General features: G+C 72.1%; 17 protein-coding genes. 4 read left to right on the top strand and 13 right to left on the bottom strand.

All coding sequences use genetic code 11. The annotated features are described in order from the left end of the window. Window positions 1–132 precede the first annotated feature (132 nt). Window positions 133–882 carry a MerR family transcriptional regulator gene (locus ACIOHG_RS02685; RefSeq protein ID WP_400944495.1) on the top strand — a complete coding sequence of 250 codons (750 nt, stop codon included), beginning with the start codon at window positions 133–135 and terminating at the stop codon, window positions 880–882. After that, on the top strand, window positions 879–1730 hold the full coding sequence (locus tag ACIOHG_RS02690) for a hypothetical protein (protein WP_400944497.1): 852 nt from the start codon (window positions 879–881) through the stop codon (window positions 1728–1730). The genes ACIOHG_RS02685 and ACIOHG_RS02690 overlap by 4 nt, the downstream gene beginning before the upstream one ends. Here the strand turns inward: ACIOHG_RS02690 and ACIOHG_RS02695 are convergent. The 4 genes from ACIOHG_RS02695 to ACIOHG_RS02710 form a co-directional block, all read right to left on the bottom strand. Further along, on the bottom strand, window positions 1688–2566 hold the full coding sequence (locus tag ACIOHG_RS02695; protein WP_400944499.1) for a hypothetical protein: 879 nt from the start codon (window positions 2564–2566) through the stop codon (window positions 1688–1690). The genes ACIOHG_RS02690 and ACIOHG_RS02695 overlap by 43 nt on opposite strands. A 200-nt stretch (window positions 2567–2766) precedes the next feature. After that, complete coding sequence (locus ACIOHG_RS02700) at window positions 2767–3447, bottom strand: TetR/AcrR family transcriptional regulator (RefSeq protein WP_400944501.1); 681 nt, start codon at window positions 3445–3447, stop codon at window positions 2767–2769. Between the two features lie 60 nt (window positions 3448–3507). Beyond that, window positions 3508–4671: an MFS transporter gene (locus tag ACIOHG_RS02705; RefSeq protein ID WP_400944503.1), complete on the bottom strand. Its 1164-nt coding sequence runs from the start codon at window positions 4669–4671 to the stop codon at window positions 3508–3510. Window positions 4672–4795: 124 nt separating this feature from the next. After that, window positions 4796–5704 (bottom strand): pirin family protein, encoded by a 909-nt coding sequence (locus tag ACIOHG_RS02710; RefSeq protein ID WP_400944505.1) that lies wholly within the window; start codon window positions 5702–5704, stop codon window positions 4796–4798. 132 nt (window positions 5705–5836) lie between these two features. On the opposite strand from ACIOHG_RS02710, the gene ACIOHG_RS02715 reads away from it, so the two are divergent. Both ACIOHG_RS02715 and ACIOHG_RS02720 read left to right on the top strand, forming a co-directional pair. Further along, the gene (locus ACIOHG_RS02715; RefSeq protein ID WP_400944507.1) at window positions 5837–6403 is read left to right on the top strand and encodes an NADPH-dependent FMN reductase; all 567 of its coding nucleotides are present in this window, start codon (window positions 5837–5839) and stop codon (window positions 6401–6403) included. Between the two features lie 68 nt (window positions 6404–6471). Continuing rightward, window positions 6472–7368: an alpha/beta fold hydrolase gene (locus ACIOHG_RS02720; RefSeq protein WP_400944509.1), complete on the top strand. Its 897-nt coding sequence runs from the start codon at window positions 6472–6474 to the stop codon at window positions 7366–7368. A 73-nt stretch (window positions 7369–7441) separates the two neighbouring features. On the opposite strand, the gene ACIOHG_RS02725 is transcribed toward ACIOHG_RS02720, so the two are convergent. The 9 genes from ACIOHG_RS02725 to ACIOHG_RS02765 form a co-directional block, all read right to left on the bottom strand. After that, window positions 7442–7822 carry a hypothetical protein gene (locus tag ACIOHG_RS02725; RefSeq protein ID WP_400944511.1) on the bottom strand — a complete coding sequence of 127 codons (381 nt, stop codon included), beginning with the start codon at window positions 7820–7822 and terminating at the stop codon, window positions 7442–7444. 79 nt (window positions 7823–7901) lie between these two features. Then, window positions 7902–8771 carry an immunity 49 family protein gene (locus ACIOHG_RS02730; RefSeq protein WP_400944513.1) on the bottom strand — a complete coding sequence of 290 codons (870 nt, stop codon included), beginning with the start codon at window positions 8769–8771 and terminating at the stop codon, window positions 7902–7904. A gap of 31 nt (window positions 8772–8802) precedes the next feature. Then, on the bottom strand, window positions 8803–9684 hold the full coding sequence (locus tag ACIOHG_RS02735) for an immunity 49 family protein (protein ID WP_400944515.1): 882 nt from the start codon (window positions 9682–9684) through the stop codon (window positions 8803–8805). A 34-nt stretch (window positions 9685–9718) separates the two neighbouring features. Beyond that, window positions 9719–10576, bottom strand: a complete 858-nt coding sequence (locus tag ACIOHG_RS02740; protein ID WP_400944517.1) for an immunity 49 family protein — start codon at window positions 10574–10576, stop codon at window positions 9719–9721. Continuing rightward, the gene (locus ACIOHG_RS02745; RefSeq protein WP_400944519.1) at window positions 10573–11652 is read right to left on the bottom strand and encodes a hypothetical protein; all 1080 of its coding nucleotides are present in this window, start codon (window positions 11650–11652) and stop codon (window positions 10573–10575) included. Before ACIOHG_RS02745 ends, ACIOHG_RS02740 begins: the two co-directional genes overlap by 4 nt. Window positions 11653–11876: 224 nt before the next feature. Then, window positions 11877–12737 carry an immunity 49 family protein gene (locus tag ACIOHG_RS02750; protein WP_400944521.1) on the bottom strand — a complete coding sequence of 287 codons (861 nt, stop codon included), beginning with the start codon at window positions 12735–12737 and terminating at the stop codon, window positions 11877–11879. A gap of 39 nt (window positions 12738–12776) precedes the next feature. Then, on the bottom strand, window positions 12777–13646 hold the full coding sequence (locus ACIOHG_RS02755) for an immunity 49 family protein (RefSeq protein ID WP_400944523.1): 870 nt from the start codon (window positions 13644–13646) through the stop codon (window positions 12777–12779). Window positions 13647–13692: 46 nt separating this feature from the next. Beyond that, window positions 13693–14562: an immunity 49 family protein gene (locus tag ACIOHG_RS02760; protein ID WP_400944525.1), complete on the bottom strand. Its 870-nt coding sequence runs from the start codon at window positions 14560–14562 to the stop codon at window positions 13693–13695. Window positions 14563–14576: 14 nt separating this feature from the next. Further along, entirely contained in the window at window positions 14577–19307 is a 4731-nt protein-coding gene (locus tag ACIOHG_RS02765) for a toxin glutamine deamidase domain-containing protein (RefSeq protein ID WP_400944839.1), read from the bottom strand. Window positions 19308–19514: the final 207 nt, after the last annotated feature.

Raw genomic sequence — 19514 nt, forward strand, 5'->3', positions numbered from 1 at the left:
GGGCCCCGCGCGCGGGGGGGGGGGGGGGGGGGGGGGGGGGGGGGGGGCGCGGCCGCCCCCCCCCCCGGGGGGGGCCCCCCCCCCCCCCCCCGGGGCCCCCCCCCCCCCCACGCCAGGGTTTGTACTGAGCTCATGCGAATCGGCGAGATCGCCGCACTGGTCGGGGTCACCCCGCGGGCCGTGCGGCATTACCACCATCAGGGCCTGCTGCCCGAACCTGTCCGGCTCGGCAACGGCTACCGCGACTACGGCCTGCGCGAAGCCGTCCTGCTCGCCCGGATCAGGCGTCTGACCGAGCTCGGCCTCTCCCTGGAGGAAGTCCGGGACGTCCTCCAGGATGACCGGGGCCGGGATCTGGTGGAGGTCCTGGAAGAACTCGACCAGGATCTCGCCCGCCAGGAGAAGGTCCTCCAGGAACGCAGGATGCGGCTCCGTGCGCTGCTGGCCGAGGCGCGTACCGGCCGGCTCGACGGGGACGTCTTGCTGTCGCCGCAGCTCACTCGGCTTCTGGCGGGCCTGGGGCCGGTCCCGGACTCCCCGATGGCCGCGAAGGACCGCGACCATCTGGTCTTCCTGGACAGCGTGCTCCCCGCAGAGACCCGGACCGCCCTGCTGGCGGGCCTGGCCGGGATGCGGGACCACGCGGAACAGGTCTACGCCCTGCTGGACCGCCTCGCCGACAGCAGACCGGACGATCCGCTGGTGACCCGCGCCGCGCGGGAACTGGCCGCACTCATGCCCGACGACCTCGTCACCCACATCCAGCACGGTGCCCCGGGCACCGCAGAAGAGGCACTTCTCGCGGATCTCGCTCCAGCTCAGGCCGCGGCGCTGCGCCACGCCGTACAGCTGGCCGCCGAGCGGCAGGAAGGACCCTCATGACGACCTCCGAGGCCCAGGCGGTGCCCGTGGACCGGCCCGCCGTCCCTGCGCGCGGCCCCGCCTCGCGGGCCCTGCGCACCGTCGCCCTTCCCGCTCAACTCACCCTCGCCGTCTGCCTGCTGGCCGGCGTACCGGTGCCGGGCGCGGTCATCGTGGGCGCGAAGGTCCTGCTGATCGCCGTGCTCGCCGCCGAGGTCACCCTGTGGCTGCGGCTGCGCAGGTCCGGCCTCTCCGGGCGGGACGCGCTCACGCACCTGATCCCCGCCGCCGTGCTGCGGTTCGTCACCCACGAGCTGCGGCTCATGGCCGGTCTGGTCCGCTGGGCCGGCCGCCGCCGGCACGGGGTCGAGGGAGCCGACGCCGTCTTCCCCCACGGCCGCGATCAAGCCGCCCTGACGTACGGCTTCACGTTCGTATGCGTCGCCGAAACCACTGCAGTGTCCTTCCTGCTCGCCGACTGGCCCGTCATCCACGCCGTCATGCTCGTCGTCGACATCTACACCGTCCTGTTCGTCCTCGGCATCCACGCCGCTTCGATCACCCGGCCCCACGTGCTCGCCGACGGCTCCCTGCGCATCCGCCAGGGAGCCCACACCGACATCCTCGTTCCCCTCGACCAGATCACGACCATCCGTCGAGAGACCCTGTTCACCCACGAGAAGAAGGACGGCGAGATCAACCTCGCCATCGGTTCCCAGACGTCCTTGACCCTGCACCTGCGCGAACCCGTCAACGCACCGAAGTTCCTCGGCGCGCCCCATCACGTCACCGTGATCCGGATGCACGCGGACGACCCCAAGGCCCTCTACGGCACCGTCGTACGGGCACTCAACGCGCTCTCGGCCTGAGGGACCGCGCCGGTCCGCCGGTTGCACAACGAACGGCCCGACAGGCGGGTGCGCCGCCCGGCCGGGGCAGCGCCCCGCGCATCCGACTCGCCCAGCAGGGACAGGAACGGGCGCACGGTGTTGTAGCGCTGGGCCCGCTTCTCGCGCATCGCCGCCTCGGCCGATCCGTCGTCCTCGGGCACCAGGGTCTCGACGGTCGCCACCGCGCCGGCTACCGCCGTACGCGGCACGGCCTCCTCGACCGCCGCCCACAGCGCGGCGACGTCCAGGTCCGTCTCGTGCTCGGTAACCGGGTCCAGCTCCTCGGTGAGGATCTTCGACGCCTTCGCCGGGATCCGGGCCGCCTGCTCCAGCTGCGGCAGCATCGCCAGGCGCTCCCGGTCCGACGCCCGGCGGGCGGGGCTGATCAGCCGGTTCGCCATCAGCACCGCGAACAGGTCCAGGGCGTCGTCCACCGCTTGCGCCTCCAGCTGCCGCAGCACCGCCGTCAGCAGCGCGGTCCGCCGCGGCGCAGGCGCCCGCTCGATCGTCTGCGCCTTGCTGAGCTGCCCGTACTGGGCCAGCGCGGACAGCCGGTTCACCGGCACCCGCGACAGGTTCACCCGGCCCAGCGCGAACGCGGAGATCTCCTCCACCCGCTCCATCGCCCGTACCATCGCCGTGCCCGTCGACCTCACCGGCGGTGTACGCAGCCGCTCCAGCTCCGGGACCCGCCTGCCCTCTGGCACCACCAGCAGCTCCGCCAGGGCCGGCGCGAGCACGGGATCGGCCCGGTACGTCGCCCGGGCCACCGCGTCGTACAGGCACCGCTCGGCCGCCGTACGGGCCGCCGACACCTGCCGGGCCAGCCGACCATGATCGTTCTCACCGGGATTTCCTGCACCCCGACTACTCACACCCGGGGCTCACGGGGTCTCCTCCGGCGGTCTGTGGCACTCGGCAACTTTGAACGAGTGGTCAGAAGTTTCCGACCGTCATCAGCCGCTTTTCGCCGAGCAGAGACCTCAGTTCGTTGATCAGGTGTCCAGTTGTTGGGTCAGGCGGGCTCGGGGGCGTAGCGGGCGAGGAAGAGGTCGACACCGGCGGTGATCTGGGCGTCGAGGGCGGGGAGGTCGAGGGGGGTGCTGGGGGCGAAGGTGTGGACGAGTTGGGGGATGCCGACGGTGGTGGCGACGAGTTGCTGGACGGCGAGGTCGGGGTCGGGGACGTCGAGGGCGCCGCGGGCGGTGAGGTCGGTGAGGAGGTCGATCAGGGGGCGGTTGTTCATGTCGTAGGTGACGCGGTACCAGAGGCCGCCGAGCTGGGGGAAGCGGTCGATCTCGCCGATCACCAGGCGGCGCAGCGACATGATCCCGGGGCTGAGCAGGATGCGGGCCAGCGCGGCGGTGTGGCGGATCAGGCCGGTGCGCAGGTCGGGGGCGGCGGCGACGGTGGCGGCCGCCGGGGCGAGGTCGGCGTAGGTGGTGGGGAGGACGCCGCCGACGACGGCGAGGAAGAGGCGCTCCTTGCTGCCGACGTGCTTGTAGACGGTGGCCTTGGAGACGCCGGAGCGTTTGGTGATGGCGTCCATCGAGGCGGCCGAGTAGCCCTCGGCGAGGAATTCGGCGAGCGCCGCGTCGATGATCGCCCGGCGCTTGCGGGCGCTGGCCTCGGACGGGTCCGGGATGGTCGGGATGCCGTACTCGTCGAGCGGGTCGGGGGTGGTCGCGGCGGGCATGGTGCGATCCCTTCGGGGTGGGTGGGTGGTCCTGCGGTTCAGCTTGGGCCGATCGCCCCGTCAGTGTATGAACTGAACAGTTCGGTCGACAACGGACGCCAGCACCGGCCCCGCCGCCACCCCCAGCGGGAAGGCCAGGTTGAACAGTCCGATCGCCGCCCCGCGCCGCTCGGCGGGCACCGTGTCGGCGGCGAGCGCCGTCAGCCGCCCCTGCCCACCGGCCGTGACCAGCGCACTGACCAGGGAGCCCGCCGCGACCGGCGCCGCCCAGGGCGCGAGGGCCGCGACCGCGGCGGCCGCCAGCGAGGCCGCGGCCAGCACGGCGGGCCGCTGCCCGGGCCGGACCACCCGGGTGGCGAGCAGCGCGCCGGTCAGCGCCGCGCCGGAGACGGCGAGCGCGGTGGGCAGCGGCGCCCAGCCGGTCAGCCCCGCGATCCGGCGCGGAACCCCGTACACCAGCGCGAAGTTGACGGTGGCGAGCAGCAGCATCAACGCGGCGGCCCGCCGGAAGGCGGGGACCCGCAGCAGGTCGAGCGGCAGCACCCGCCCGGGCGCGGCCGGGGCCGCCTCCCCCGCCCGGGCTGCCCGCAGTGCCGCCGGGACGACCGCGAGTCCGAGCAGCGGCAGCACCGTCGCGGCCCGCCAGTCGAGCAGTTGGGCGGCCAACGCGCCGACGGACAGGCCGACGATGCCGCCCACCGCGTTGCCGACCGCGACCCGGCCGGCGGCCCGGCCGCTGCGGTCCCGGCCGGCGATCCGGAACGCCGCCAGGGTCAGCCCGGCCGCACCGACCGCCTCCACCGCCCGCCCCGCGAGCAGCGCCGGCAGCACCGGCGGGGCCAGCAGCAGGACGGCCGCGCCGAGCGCCACCAGGACGGCCCCCAGCCGGACCATCCGGGCCGGCCCGCCGCGCCGGGCGAGCGCCGACATCAGCGGCGTCCCGACCACCAGCCCGAGCCCGTACCCCGTCAGCAGCCAGGCCGCCGTCCCGACCGGCACCTGCAGCACCCGGGCGACGGCGGGCAGCGCGAGGCCCGGCCCGGAGATGCCGGCCGCAGCCGTCCCCGCGAGCAGGACGGCGGGCAGGGCGGCGGCGGAACGGATGGACGGGGCAGGGGCAACCGGGGCGGAGCCGGACGGGGCAGGGGCGGCCGGGGCGGGGGTGGTGGCGGTCCGGCGGGCGGGGAGGGCGGAGCGAGGGGCGAGGAGCTGATGGGCGATCACGGCGGAAGCACTTCCGTTCACGGGATTCGGCGGAACTTCACGAGGCGGAGGACGGACGGGGCGGAGGACGGACGGGGCGGAGGACGGACGGGGCGGAGGACGGACGGGCGGGCCCGGTAGGGGCTCACTGCGGCATGACGCCCATCGCGCCGCGGGCGAAGTCCTGCTGGGCCTGCCGGAGTTCGGCGGCGGTGTTCATCACGAACGGGCCGCTGCGGGCGACCGGTTCGCCGATCGGCTCGCCGGTCAGCACCAGCACCTCGGCGGGCCCGTCCTCGGCCCGGACGGTGAAGCGCTCGCCGTCGGCGAGCACCGCGAGGTGCCCGTCCGGCAGTTCGGTGCCGCCGCCGGTACCGCCGGTACCGGTCGGGCCGCCGACGGTGGCGCGGCCGGTGAGGACGTGGACGGCGGCGTTGTGGTGGGCGGGCGCGGTGAACTCGGCGCGGCCGCCCGCGTCCAGCCGGGCATGGGCGACCAGGACCGGGGTCAGGGTCTCGAACGGGCCGGTGACGCCATGGGTGGAGCCGGCGATGACGGTGATCCGGGCGCCGTCGGCGGTGACGGCCTCGGGCAGTTCGCCCGCCTCGGCGTTCTGGCTGCGCGGGGCGGTCCACTTGTGCCGGGCGGGCAGGTTCACCCAGATCTGCAGCATGTGCTGGAGGCCGCCGGCGGCGAGGAACTCCTCGGTGGGCAGCGCCTCGTGGACGATCCCCGAGCCCGCCGTCAGCCACTGCACCCCGCCGGCCCGGACCACGGCCCGGTGGCCGCGCGAGTCGGCGTTGGCGATGTCGCCGGCGATCACGTACTGGATCGTCTCGAAGCCGCGGTGCGGGTGCGGCGGCGCGCCCTTGGCCTCGCCCGGCGCCAGCTCGACCGGCCCCACCTGGTCGACCATCAGGAACGGGTCGAGGAAGGGCAGTTGCTCGGTCGGGAAGGGCCGGCGGACCGGGAATCCGGCGCCCTCGTAGGTGTGGAACGGGCGGACGGTGCGGACGACGGTGCGCTCAGGAGCGGCGGGGGCTTCGGTGGTCATGGCCCCACTGAACTAGACGGAACAGTTCACTGTCAAGACTGAACCGTTCCGTTGACACAAATGAACCGAATCGTTTAGTTTTCTCGGCGTCGGAACCACCACCGCACCACTTCGCCCCAGGGGGACCCCGCCATGACCGGCTCCAAGATCTTCGCCATCTCCGGCTCGCTCCGCGCCGACTCGCACAACACCCGACTCCTGCACGCCGCACGGAAGTTCACCCCCGTCGACCAGCAGATAGAGATCTACGAGGGCCTGCGCGACATCCCCCCGTACGACTACGACCTGGACACCCCCGAGCTGCGCCCCGCGATCGTCGAGGACCTGCGCCGCCGGGTCTCCGAGGCCGACGGCCTGCTGATCGCCACGCCCGAGTTCAACTACTCGATCCCCGGCGTGCTCAAGAACGCCCTGGACTGGCTGAGCACCGACTGGACCCGCACCGAGGGCCTGCCGCTGCACCGCAAGCCCACCGCGATCCTCGGCGCCGCCCCCACCAACTTCGGCAGCGTCCGGGCCCAACTCGCCCTGCGCCAGGTCTTCGTGTGGACCGAGAGCGATGTGGTGGTCAAGCCCGAGGTGATCGTCTTCCGGTCCCACGAGCGCTTCGACGCCGACGGCAACCTGACCGACGAGACCACCGTCGAACTGCTCCGCGGCCTGCTCACCGCCCTCCAGGACAAGATCGACGCCCGCTGAGCCCCGCCCGTCCCGTCCCGCCCCCGTCCCCGTCCCCGGTGTCCGGGGAGTTCCCGAAGGAGAACACCGTGTCCACCACCGTGCCCGCCACCGCCTCCGGGCCCGTCGAGGTCCGGCACCGCACCGTCGAGGTCAAGGGCCTGCCCGTCTTCTACCGGGAGGCCGGCGACCCGGCCAACCCCGCCCTGGTCCTGCTGCACGGCTTCCCGAGCAGTTCCTCGATGTTCCGCGGCCTGCTGCGCGACCTCGCCGACTCCTACCACCTGATCGCCCCCGACCACCTCGGCTTCGGCCGCTCCGCGACCCCGCCCGTCGAGGAGTTCGCGTACAGCTTCGAGAACCTCACCGACCACACCCTGGCCCTGCTCGACACCCTCGGCGTCGACCGGTTCGCGCTGTACGTCCAGGACTACGGCGCGCCGATCGGTCTGCGGATCGCCTCCCGGCACCCCGAGCGGGTCACCGCGCTGATCTCGCAGAGCGGCAACGCCTACCTGGAGGGCTTCACCCCGTTCTGGGACGTGCTGTTCGCGCACGCCGCCGACCGGGCCGCCCACGAGCCCGCCGTCCGGGAACTGCTCACCGCCGGGGCCACCCGCTGGCAGTACACCCACGGCGTCCCCGCCGACCGCCTCGACCGCGTCTCCCCCGACACCTGGACCCTCGACCAGGCCGGGCTCGACCGCCCCGGCAACCGGGAGATCCAGCTCCAGCTGTTCTGGGACTACCAGTTCAACCTCGACGGGTACCCCGCGTTCCAGGAGTACTTCCGCACCCACCGCCCGCCGACCCTGGTCGCCTGGGGCCGCCACGACGAGATCTTCGGCCCCGCCGGCGCCACGGCCTTCGCCCGCGACCTGCCCGACGCCGAGATCCACCTGCTGGACGCCGGCCACTTCGCGCTGGAGACGCACGGCCCCGAGATCGCCGCCCTGATCCGCGACTTCCTCGGCCGGACGCTCTGACGCCCCGTCATGCCGGGGCCCGCACCCCTGTCGGTGGGAGGCGGGCCCCGGTGCGTGCCTGCGACTGCTCCGCTCAGCGGCCGGGCCTGCGCATGGTCCGGATCTCGCCGCCCAGGCTGTCGGCCCGCGAACCCACCGCGCCGATCCGGCTCACCGTGTCCGCCTCGTTCGCGGCGTGGTTGTCCGCCATGACCTGGAGCTTCTGGCCGACCTCGCCGAGGCGCTGGGCCAGCGAGTCCATCGACTCCTGCATGCCGTCCCGCAGCCCCTCGTACACGATGCCGAACTTCTCGCCGAGGTCGTCGTCGCCCCACGGCGGCTCGCTGCCGCCCTCCAGCCCCTCCAGCCGCGACTTCGCCTGGTCGGCGATCCGCTGGAACGCGGCGGCCACCGACTCCAGATTCCGGCCCTCCGCGCGCAGGTTGGCCTCGTCGACGACGATCTGCTGTGACATCCGGACTCCCCCGTCCCGCTGCGGCACCGTGACCGGGCCGCACCCGACTTGACCTTGACCCCGACCTCGGACCTGACTGCTACTGCCGGCCGTCCCCGGTCGAACAGTGATCGTACGTCCCCGACCGCCCGCCCGGCCACGCGCGGTCGATCAACCGCACGGGCAGGTACGGCGACTCGACCGCGACCGGGTGCCCGAGGTCGAACGCCCAGCAGGCCAGCGCGAGCGCCCCGAGCGCGAGACCCCCGGCAGGCTGGCCCGCCCGCTCCTCCGTCGCGGTCCAGTACGCCCGGTGCAGCTCCACCGCCTCGACCAGGGCCGGCCCGAACTCCGCGCCGCCACCGCCCAGTTCCGCCAGCAGCCGGACCAGGGGCCGCTGCAGTTGCTCGGCCGCGTCGCGTGCTGCTTCGCGTGCCGCCGCCAACGCTGTTGCAGCGTCCGGACGTTGGAGTCGGTGTGCCTGCAGAGCCTCGATCCAGGCGTACGTGAACCCGTCGTCCCCGTCGTCCGGCGCCGCCCGCAGCCGCTCCACCGGTATCCCGCACAGCCATCGCGCCTGCTCCCCGTCCCGGCAGATCAGCGCCAGGTAGAACGCGTCGAGCCAGTTGTCCGCGTCGGCGTACGTCTGCCACCCCGTCGCCGGGATCTCGCGTACCCGGCCGTCAAGGAAGCACTGGACCGTCCCCTCCTCCACCGCCGTCACCGCGAACAGCGCCGTCCCCACCTCGGACGCCACCACCGCGGCCCGCCGGGTCCGCAGGTGCGCCGCCTCCGCATCCACCAGACAGTGGGCCCAGAACGCGGAGAACGCACTGCCGAACGCCGAATCGATCTCCTCCGCCGAGAGATCGAGCTCGCCGATCTCCTCCGCCGCCTGCTCGCTCAACCGCTCCGCGAGCCCCTCGGCCCCGGGCCCGGCCATCAGATGGCCGGCAACGAACGTGGTCACGCAAGCACCTCCACGAACAGCACTCCCCGGATCACCGGGTCGGGAACTCGCCGACCCAGGCGCCCTTCAGCAGGTAGATCGGCAGGTAGATCGGCAGGTAGGGCGGCTCGACCTCGATCGGCATCCCCGCATCGAAGGCCAGGCAGGCCATCGCCAGCGGGGCGAGTGCCACCAGGCCCTCCGACCTCAGTGCCCGGGCCTCGTTTCCCGTCCAGTATTCCCGATGCCAAGTCAGCGCGGTGGCCAGGGACTTGTTGAACTCTGCGGTCTCGCGGCGCAGGTAGAGCTGGAACAGTTCCAGCGGCGGGTGGAGCAGCTTGAGCATGACCTCCTTGCTCGCCACCCGGATGCGCTCCGGTGCCGTTCCCTCGATCGCGGCGACCAGCGCGTCCCACCTCTCCGGCCTGCGCTCCCAGGCCAGTTGCAGCGCCTCGATCCACCGGTACACGTACTCGTCGATCTCCGCGCCGGACGCCCGCAGGAACTCGACTGGCACGCCCAGGAGTTGAGGGATGCGCTGCTCCTCGCGGCACACCACCGCGAGGGAGAACGTGTTCAGCCACAGCACGGGGTCCAGGTACTCCTGCGGCCCGGTGGCCGGCAGCTCCAGCACCTCGCCGTTCGTCCCGACCCGGCAGCGCACCGGGCCGGACTCCGCCGTCGCGGACTCGAACAGCGCCGCCCCGATCTGGACCGGCAGCACCCCGGCGTGCCAGGTCGGGTTCGTCCCGCCGTCCGGGTCGAGCAGGCAGCGCCGCTTCGCCGACCCCAGCGCGTAGTCCAGCGCCTCGGCCCGGTCGTCCTCGGAATCCGGCATCCCCGCGACCAGCTCCGCGACGGTCGCCTCCAGCAACTCCAAGGATCGCTCGGACTGTTCACCGCGCACCTCGTGCCGGGCGATACGGACGGTCATCGGGCACCGCCCGGCCGACGGGGCATCATGACCGTCACGTCGGGAACTCGCCCAGCCACTCGTGGTTGAGCAGGTACTTCGGAATGTACGGCGACTCCACGCCGAGCGGGAACTTGCCGTCGAAGGCGTGGCAGGCCACAGCGAGCGGGCCGAGCGCGACCGCTCCTCTGGTGTCGGTCGCCCGCTTCTCCGTCTCCGTCCAGAACCTCTTATGGAATTCGAGTGCCTCGACCAGGGCGGGCCCGAACTCCTCCTCGCGCTTGCGCAGCACCTGGTAGAAGAGGTGCAGCGGCGGATAGAACAGCAGGTTGATTGCCTCCGAGGCCGCCGGGTCGGCGGCATCCGGATAGGACGCTTCGAAAGCGATCTCCAACTTGTCGAGCAGGTCCGGCCGTTGCAGCCAGTAGCTCTGCAGGGCGTCGATCCAGGCGTAGAGGAACTCGTACACCCCCTCCCGGACCCGAAGTCGCTCGACCGGGATCTCGCACAACTTCCGCGCCCGCTCCTGGTCACGGCAGATCATCGCCAGATAGAACGCATCGAGCCAGTTACGAGCACCGGCGTACGTCCGTGGGCCCATCGCCGGGATCGACCGCATCCGACCGTTGATGAAGCAGTCGACCGTCCCCTCCTCCACCGCCGTCACCGCGAACAGCGCCGAACCCACCTGCAACGCCGTCACCGTGGCCTCCCACGTCTCCAGGCGCGCCGCCTCCGGATCGACCCGGCAGTGCATGTTCATCGACAGCCGAGCATTGTCGAACAGGATGTCGATGATCTCCGCCGACCCCTCCAGGAGGTCGACGAACGTCCCCACCTGCTCGGCCAGATCCTTGGCGATGGCCTGACTGTTGGGCTCGGGTTCGATGTGACGGGCAACAGTCACGGTCACGGAAGAGTCCCCTTACTGATGTCAAACCGCCGGTACTGCAGGCCAGTATAGCTTCCGCTATTCTTCTCGCCCTTCACAACGATGTACTCCAGATTTCCCGTGTGAAGCGCCGTAATAATTTTCGTCACAAGCTTGGTTTCGCCGCGCTCGGTCATCTCCCTGATGATGTCGTTGAAATACTCCCTGCTTCCCTGCGAAACAATGTTGCGCTCGCCGTTCGCCTCGACTATCCGCGAGCCGAGTTTGGTGTCGGTGCTGCTCTTGGCTTCGACAACGACGACCCGGCCATCGTCATTCGTCCACACCTGGTCGAACTGGTCGTTTCCGTTCGCCGGACCGAGCAGCGGCTCATCGGTGAATCCCTCGTATTTCTCGGCGATGTAATGATGCCTGGCCGCCGCTTCCCCGAATGCCTCGGTGGCCTCTCCTATCGCGGTATGGGTCTTCTTGTAGGCCGTCTGTGCTTCGGGCAGGCCGGATTCGTCCCGCCACTTCCTGGTTTTATTGTCCAAATCGATGGCGTCGTGGCGCCTCTTCGCGAATCCGTCGAGTTCGCCTCGCCGCTCATCGCTGGTGACGGTCTCCCGTCCCATCGGGACGTAGTCCGGGTCGAGGTAGTGCGGCTCGGGCGGCTCCGGGGCGTCCTTGGCCCTGATCCATGGCGCATCCGGTTTCAACTGCATGAGTTGCGGCGGCGTCTGCCCGCTCTCGTCCTTTGTGGCGAGCAGCAGCCGGCGGCCGTTCTTGTCGTAGTACTGCTCCCGGTACCCCGCCTCCTCGTTGGCGCGGTAGACCTGGATCTGCTCGACCTGGTCCTTGGTGAGACCGGGCCGGCCGTAGATGTCCGGCGGGTCGCCCATGAAGTCGGGGCGCTGCACCCTCGGCCGGTCGGCGTCGGGTTGACCGTCCGGCGCGTTCGGGTCCGGATGCGTACTGTCGCCGGCGGCCTCGGCCGGGGCGCGGCGGTCGTGGGACGGGTCGGTGTCGTGGGACGGGTCGGCGTGGTGGTCGGGTGTGACCGGGTTGCGGTCCGGGCCGAGCGGGACGGCGAAGACGCCGTGGTCGCCGCTGTGCATTCGTTCCGGCGTCCGGGTCGAGCAGGCAGCGCCGCTTCGCCAACCCGAGCGCGTAGTCGAGCGCCTCGGCCCGGTCATCCTCGGAATCCGGCATCCCCGCGACGAGGTCCGCGGCGATCGCTTCGAGCGGCTCCAGGGAACGCTCGGAGCGGTCGCCGCGCACCTCGTGCCGGGCGATACGGATGGTTATCGGGCACCGCCGGGCCGACCGGGCATCACGGCCGTCACGTCGGGAACTCGCCCAGCCACTCGTGGTTGAGCAGGTACTTCGGGATGTACGGCGACTCCACGCCGAGCGGGACCTTGCCGTCGAAGGCGTGGCAGGCCACGGCCAGCGGGCCGAGCGCGACCGCCGCGGAAGTGTTGGACGACCAGGCCTCGTTCGAGGTCCAGTACGACTTGTGGAACTCCAACGCCTTCACCAGGGACGGCCCGAACTTGTCCTCCCGCTTGCGCAGCAGCAGGTAGAACAGGTGCAGCGGCGGGTACAGCAGGTAGTCGACCACCTCGGGCGGGGCGATGTGCGGGGCCGACGGGTCCGAGGCCGCGAAAGCGACCTCCAGCTTGTCCAGCAGGTCCGGACGGCGCAGCCAGTACGTCTGCAGCACGTCGATCCAGGTGTACAGGAACTCGTCGTACACTCCTTCCTGTACCCGCAGCCGCTCCAGCGGGATCTCGCACAACCGCTTGATCCGCTCCTGATCGCGGCAGATCATCGCCAAGTAGAGCGTGCTCAACCAGTTGTCCGCGTTGGCGTACGTCCGCCGCCCCATCGCCGGGATCGACCGCATCCGGCCGTTGATGAAGCAGTCGACCGTCCCCTCCTCCACCCCCGTCACCGCGAACAGCGCCGAACCGACCTGAAGTGCCGTCACCGTGGCCTTCCACGTCTCCAACCGCCCCGCTTCCGGATCGGCCAGACAGTGGTTCCACCACGCCGAAAGCGCACTGCTGAACGCCAAGTCGATCAGATCCGCGGACGTTTCGAGGTGGTCGACCCGTCGCGCCACCCGGCCGCTCAGCCGATCGGCCAACTCCTCGGCGTCAGGCCGAGGTACCAGGTGCCGTTCGACGATCGTGGTCATGCCGGGCTCTCCTTGGAAGAAACAGTCATGTCATCACGGTCACCGGGTCGGGAACTCGCCGATCCAGGCGCCCTTGAGCAGGTAGATCGGCAAGTACTCGGAGTCGACGTCGATCGGCATGTCGGCATCGAAGGCCAGGCAGGCCATCGCCAGCGGGGCGAGTGCCACCAACCCCTCCGACTTCAGCGCCCGGGCCTCGTTTCCCGTCCAGTACTCCTTGTGCCAGGTCAACGCGGTGGCGAGGGACTTGTTGAACTCCTCGGTCTCACGGTGCAGGTAGAGCTGGAACAGCTCCAGCGGCGGGTGGAGCAGCTTGAGCATCACTTCCTTCCTCGCCATTTCGGTGCGCTCCGGCGCCGTGCCCTCGATAGCGGCGACCAACGTGTCCCAGGCCTCGGGCCGGCGCTCCCAAGCCAGTTGCAGGGTCTCGATCCACCTGTACACGTACTCGTCGATCTCGGCACCGGACGCCCGCAGGAACTCAACCGGCACTGAAAGGAGTTGACGGATTCGCTCCTTCTCGCGGCAGACCACCGCGAGGTAGAACGCGTTCAGCCACAGCACGGGGTCCAGGTACTCCTGCGGGCCGGTGGCCGGCAGCTCCAGCACCTCGCCGTTCGTGCCGACCCGGCAGCGCACCGGCCCCAACTCCGCCGTCGCGGACTCGAACAGCGCGGAGCCGATCTGCATCGCCAGCACCCAGGAGTCCCAGGTCTCGTACAGATTGGCCTTGGGGTCGAGCTGGCAGCGCCGCTTCGCCAGGTCCAGCGCGTAGGCCAAGGCGTCGGCCCGGTCGTCCTCGGAGTCCGGCATCCCCGCGACCAGCTCCGCGACGACGGCGGCCCGCCCCGCGAGTGACGCCTCGGTGGGAACGCCGGCCACTTCGTGCCGCTCGATCTGCTCGGGCATCACATTCCGTTCTTCCAGACGCGCAGGTAGAGCGTGCCCTGCCGGGTCAGCGGGTGGGGAACTCGCCGACCCAGGCGCCGTCGAGCAGGCACTCCGGGAGGTATTCGGACTCGACCTCGATCGCCATGCCCGCGCCGTGGGCGAGCGCGGCCATCGCCAGCGGGGCCAGGGCGACGAAGCCCTCCGGGTTCTGGGCCCGGGCCTCGTTGGCGCTCCAGTACTCCTGGTGCCAGGTCAGGGCCGTGGCGAGGGACTTGTTGAACTCCTCGGTCTCGCGGCGCAGGTAGAGCTGGAACAGCTCCAGCGGCGGGTAGAGCAGCTTGAGCATCACTTCCTTGCTCGCCACCCGGGCGCGCTCCGGCGCCGTCCCGTCGATCGCGGCGACCAGCGCGTCCCACACCCCCTGCTGCCCGTCCCAGGTGCGCCGCAGCGCCTCGATCCACTGGTAGACGTACTCGTCCATGTCGGCGCCGGACGCACGCAGGAACTCGGCCGGTACCGCCATGAGTTGGCCGATCCGCTCCTCCTCGCGGCAGACCACCGCGAGGTAGAACGCGTTCAGCCAGGTCAGCGGGTTCAGGTAGTCCTGCGGCCCGGTGGCCGGCAGCTCCAGCACCTCGCCGTTCGTGCCGACCCGGCAGCGCACCGGCCCCGACTCCGCCGTCGCGGACTCGAACAGCGCCGCCCCGATCTGGGTCGGCAGCACCCAGGCGTGCCAGGTCGGGTTCGTTCCGGCGTCCGGGTCGAGCAGGCAGCGCCGCTTCGCCAACCCGAGCGCGTAGTCGAGCGCCTCGGCCCGGTCGTCCTCGGAGGTCTCCATGCCCGCGACCATCTCCGCGACGGTCGCCTCCAGCAGCTCCAAGGATCGCTCGGAGTGGTCTCCCCGCACCTCGTGCCGGGAAATTCGGGTCACCATTCGTCTCGCTCCTGTCAGATCCGGAAATCCTCGACAACCACGCCGGTGTATTTGCCGTTGTCGTCCTCGTTCACCTTGACCAGGACGTACTGTACCTTTCCGTCTTTCAGCGCCTGCCGGATCTCGTTGGCGAGGTGGGGGTCGTACTCGGACGGGTCGTTGGGGTCCCGATCGGGGTCCACCCGCAGCGACATCTCCCGGAGGATCGTCCGGATGTACGGCCTGGTGCCCTGCTGGACGCGGAGGCCGCCGGCACCGCCGTCGTCGCTCGGATCTGCCGGGTCCGGGTCCGCTTTGCCCTTCCGCCAGTCGGGGTCGCCCGCCGGCGCCTTCTCCTCGACGATCAGGATTTCGCCGTTCGGACGCCGGTAGACGCCATCGAACATGTTGGCACCGTTCGGCGTCTTCGGGAGATCGATCGGCACGGCATCCGGGAATCTGTGCGGAATGGCGTGCAGCACCGCGGCCTGGTGGCCGAACTCCTCCGAGATCTTGCTGTTGTTGTCGCGCCCCGGGAGCCGCTCGTCGAATTTCTCCTGGGCCTCGTCGAGCGCCTTCCGGTTCTCCGGGCTCTCGTCCTTGTCGAACGCCTTCTGGGCATTCCCCAGTTCCACCGACGCCCGACGGTTGGCCGCGGCCGAGTGCAGGGCCGGCAGGTTCCCGTCCGGGACGGAGCTCAGGTCGAGGCTCTTCTTGTTGAACCTGCTCTCCCCCGGCGCGCTCGGCAGGTCGTGTGCCGAGATCAGGTTGCCGTCCGCATCCCGCACCAGGTGCGGCAGTTCGACCCCGTCGACCAGCTTCTTGATCCTGAGACGCTGCGGCGGCTCGTGGTTGGTGTAGTGCTGGGCCCGCCAGTCCGGGTCCTCGTTCGCCAATCTGACGTGTTCCCGCATGAGTTCCGCGCGGCGCTCCGCGCTGATCTCCGGCGGACTCGTGTTGCTGCTGTCGCCGGCGGCCTCGGCCGGAGCGCGGCGGTCGTGGGCCGGGTCGGTGTGGTGGGACGGGTCGGCGTGGTGGTCGGGCGTGACCGGGTTGCGGTCCGGGCCGAGCGGGACGGCGAAGACGCCGTGGTCGCCGCTGTGCAGGGGCTGGTCGGAGCGGCGCCCGGTCTGGGCGTCGATGTAGGTGATCTTCCCGTTGTGGTTGACCGCGTTCCAGGCGTGCGCCCGGCCGTCGGCGTCGCGGGTGATGATCACCGCCTGCGAGCCGTGCCCGTTGCGCCGGAGGGTGTCCTCCAGGCGGCGGTAGGCCGCAGGCCCGTCGCCCAGGTCGGAGAACTTCGCGCCCAGCGCGTTCTCGATCCGGTCGCGGCCGTTGCGCTCGCCCCGGTCGGACGGGTTGCCGTCCGCGTCGTGGTCGGGCGTCCGGGCCGCCGCCGGGGTCGGGTGCCCCGAGTAGGTGTCGACGGTCGCCAGCGCGACATCCACGCAGTTGTTGCGCCGCCCCGGCTCGTTCGGGTCGCCGTTGACCGCACGCGGCCAGTCGCCCCCCGGGTCCGGGTGCCGCAGCGGACGCCCGTCGGCGCCGCGCGGCACCGACTCCTCCACCCGCTGCCGGTCCCGGTCCGTCGGCTCCACCAGGCCGCCCGGCTCCCCGTACGGACGGTCGGCCGTGGCCGGCTGCGACGGATCGTGCGCCGGGACGTCCTCGGACCGGTGGGTGGTCGGAGAGTCGGAGTCGGACGGGGTGGGGGTCGAGTCGGCGGGACGGGAGTCCGGGTGACGCGGGTCGCTGCCGTGCGGGTCGGTCCCGTGCGGGTCCGTGGCACGCGGGTCCGTCGAGCGGGGGTCCGGGTGCGTCGGGTTGTCGCGGTTCGGGGCCGTCGGCGGGTGGTCCGCCGAACGGGGCTGCACCGGGACGGTGTTGGGGTGCGGGGTGGTGTCCGGGCGCGACGGGGCGTCCGAACGCGGCTGGGACGGAACGGCGTTGGGCCGCTGAGTGGAGTCCGGGCGCGAGGTCGGGGTGCGGTCGGCACCGTCCGGGCGCGACGGGGCATCCGAACGCGGCTGCGCCGGGGCGGCGTTGGGGCGCTGAGTGGCGTCCGAACGCGACGGGGCGCCCGAACGCTGCTGGTGGGGGACGGAGTTGGGGCGCGACGGGGCGTCCGGGTGGGAGGGGGTCGCGGGCTGGCGGCCCCACGGGGCGGTGCGCGGGTCCGGGCGGCCGGTGGTGGGCTGCTGGCCCAGGGTGACCGGGCGGTCGGGGCGCGGCGCGTCCGCGGTGGGGCGGTGGGTGGCGGCGGGCGGCGGGCTGCCGGTGGGCCGGTCGCTCCTCGGGGCGGCCGAACTCATGGGCCCCGCAGTCGGGTTGACGGGCGGCATGCCGGTCGGACCGGTGGCCACGGGGCCGGCGGTCGGGTTCGGCTGGGGCGTGCCCTGCGGCGGAACGTCCGGGTGGGGTGCGCGGGTCGGCGGGGCGTCCGCGACGGCGGTCGAGGCGGTCTGGACGTTGGCCCGGGGCGCCTCGTGCTCCGCGTTCTGGCGGGAGGGATCGGCCACCGGGCCGGGCACGTGCGGCACCCCCGGGACCGGTGGCGGCTGCGCCCCCGGCGTCTCGTGCTGCGGCGCGGCGGCCGGACGAGTGTGCTCCGCACCGCTCGGCGCGCCCGGAGCGGGACGAGCGGCCCCACCGGGCGCGACACCTGACGTCTCGTCGCCCGGACGGCCCGGCCCACGCGACTCGCCCTCCGGCCGGGGTCCGTCCGCAGCCGCGTTGTGCCCGTCCCCACGCGGATCGGCACCGACCGGGTGCGGAGCCGGGTTCGGCACGCCACCACCCTGCGGACGCGAATCCGGGCCGGGGGCCGGAGCACCGTCCGTCTGCGCGTGCGGCGCCGGGCGGGAGTCGGGGGTCGGCGTGTGGTGCGACGGGCCGTCGCCCTGCGGACGCGCATCCGGAGCAGGAGTGCTGTCGGTCTGCGCGTGCGGGGCTGGACGGGAGTCGGGGGCGGGCGTGTGACCCGACGGGCCGTCACCTTGCGGGTGCGCGCCCGGGCCGGGCGTCGGAACGCCGTCGGCCTGCGCGTGCGGAGCCGGACGGGAGTCGGGGGCGGGCGTGTGACCCGACGGGCCGTCACCTTGCGGGTGCGCACCCGGACCGGGCGTCGGAGCACCGTCCGCCTGCGCGTGCGGAGCCGGATGCGCACCGGGAGTCGGCGCGTGACCCGACGGGCCGTCACCCTGCGGGCGGGAATCCGGGCCCGGGGTCGGGGTCGGGGCGCCGTCGTTCCGCACGTGCGGGGCCGGACCGTCGCCGTGCGGCGTCGAGTTGGGCACGCCGCCACCCTGCGGGTGCGTACCCGGACCGGAGGCCGGAGCACCGTCCGCCTGCGCGTGCGGGGCCGGACGGGGGTCGGAGGTCGGCGCCTGGCCCGACGGGGCGTCACCCTGCGGGTGCGCACCGGGGCGCGCGTCCGAACCGGCCGGGTCGCCGCCGTGGTTCGGCACCGCGCCGCCCTGCGGAGGCGCATCCGAAGCAGGAGTGCTGTCCGTCTGCGCGTGCGGGGCCGGGCGGGAGTCGGGGTGGGGCTGGGTGGTGGCCTGGTCCGGCGTCGGGGCGGCGGTGGTCGGGGTGGTGGTGTGGGTCGGAGCCGGGGCCGGGGTGGTGTCGGACTGGGGGGTGAGGCGGGTGCCGAAAGGGTCGGACTGGTCGGTGGAGCGGTGGTCGGCCGTGGGGGTGGGAGCGGGTGTGGGGCGCGGGGCGCTGTCGGGCCGGGTGGTGGTGCTGGTGTCGCCGGTCTGCGAGGTGGGTGAAGTCGGGTGCGGGGTGGGGGTGTTGGTGCTGCCGGGGGTGGTCGACGACGGGCTGGGGGCGGTCCGGGTGCCGCCGCTGCTGTCGCCGCCGTTCGGCGTGCTGCCCTCGTTGCCGCCGGTGCGGCTCCCGTTCCCGCTCCCGTTCCCGCTCCCGTTCTCTCCGGAGCCGTTGCCGGTACCGGAGTTGCCGGACTCGCCGGAGTTCCCGTTCTCGTGGCTGCCGCCGTTGCCGTCGCCGTTGCCGTCGCCGTGACCCGCCGCACTGTCCGCGCGGTGGCGGACCGCTCCGCCGGCGCGGGAGCCGACGCCGTCGCGGAGGCTCTCGGTGAAGGTGTCCTGCCAGTTCTTGGCGGCGTCGACGCCGTCCTCGATGCCGCGCTTGGCGGTGCGACCGAGGTCGTAGCCGTTCTGGGCGCCGAAGCCCTGGTTGACGGTCTGGGCGATCAGGTCGCTGATCATGCCCTGGACGGCGGAGACGATCGGGTCCTTGAGGGTCTCCATGATGGCTTCGATCAGCGCGTCGCGGAGTTCCTTGAGGAGGCGCCGGACGATCATCTTGGTGGCCTGGGTGGCACCGAGCGCGCCGACCTCGGAGAGGCCGAAGGTGAACGGGGCGGCGGCCTGGGCGGCGATGATCTCGGCGGCCAGGATGACCAGTTGGGCGATCACGGCGATCTTGCAGGCGACCACGATCATCGCGGCGGCGTCGAAGGCCATGGCGATCAGGCGGGCGGCCTGGGCGGCGTCGGCGAGGTAGCCGTCGCCGCCGGTGGTGAACTTGTCGAAAGCCTTGCCGAAGGCGTCGATGTCGTCGCCGAGGTTGGCCGAGCGGACGCTGCTCGCGGCGGACAGGGCCTGGTAGTTGATCTCGTCGACCTGGTCGGCGAAGTCGCGCCAGACCTGGGCGCACTCGCGGAGCTTGTCCTCGTCGGCCTTGGGCCAGTCGAAGCCGAGCATCTCCAGGACCCATTCGAGTCCGTCGGGCAGCATCATCGACACGAGTCAGTTCCCCCAACTGACGGGACCACCGGGGCCGGCGGGACAGGACCGGGACCGACGGCCGGAAGGCACGGACAACACAGAAGGCACAGAAGGCACGGACAACACGGAAGGCACGAACAGCACGAACAGCACGAACAGCACGGAAGACAGCGACAGCGCGAGCACAGACGGATAAGTCGCTACATTAAACGACCAGTC

The sequence above is a fragment of the Kitasatospora sp. NPDC088134 genome (genome assembly GCF_044741705.1).
GTDB lineage: Bacteria > Actinomycetota > Actinomycetes > Streptomycetales > Streptomycetaceae > Kitasatospora.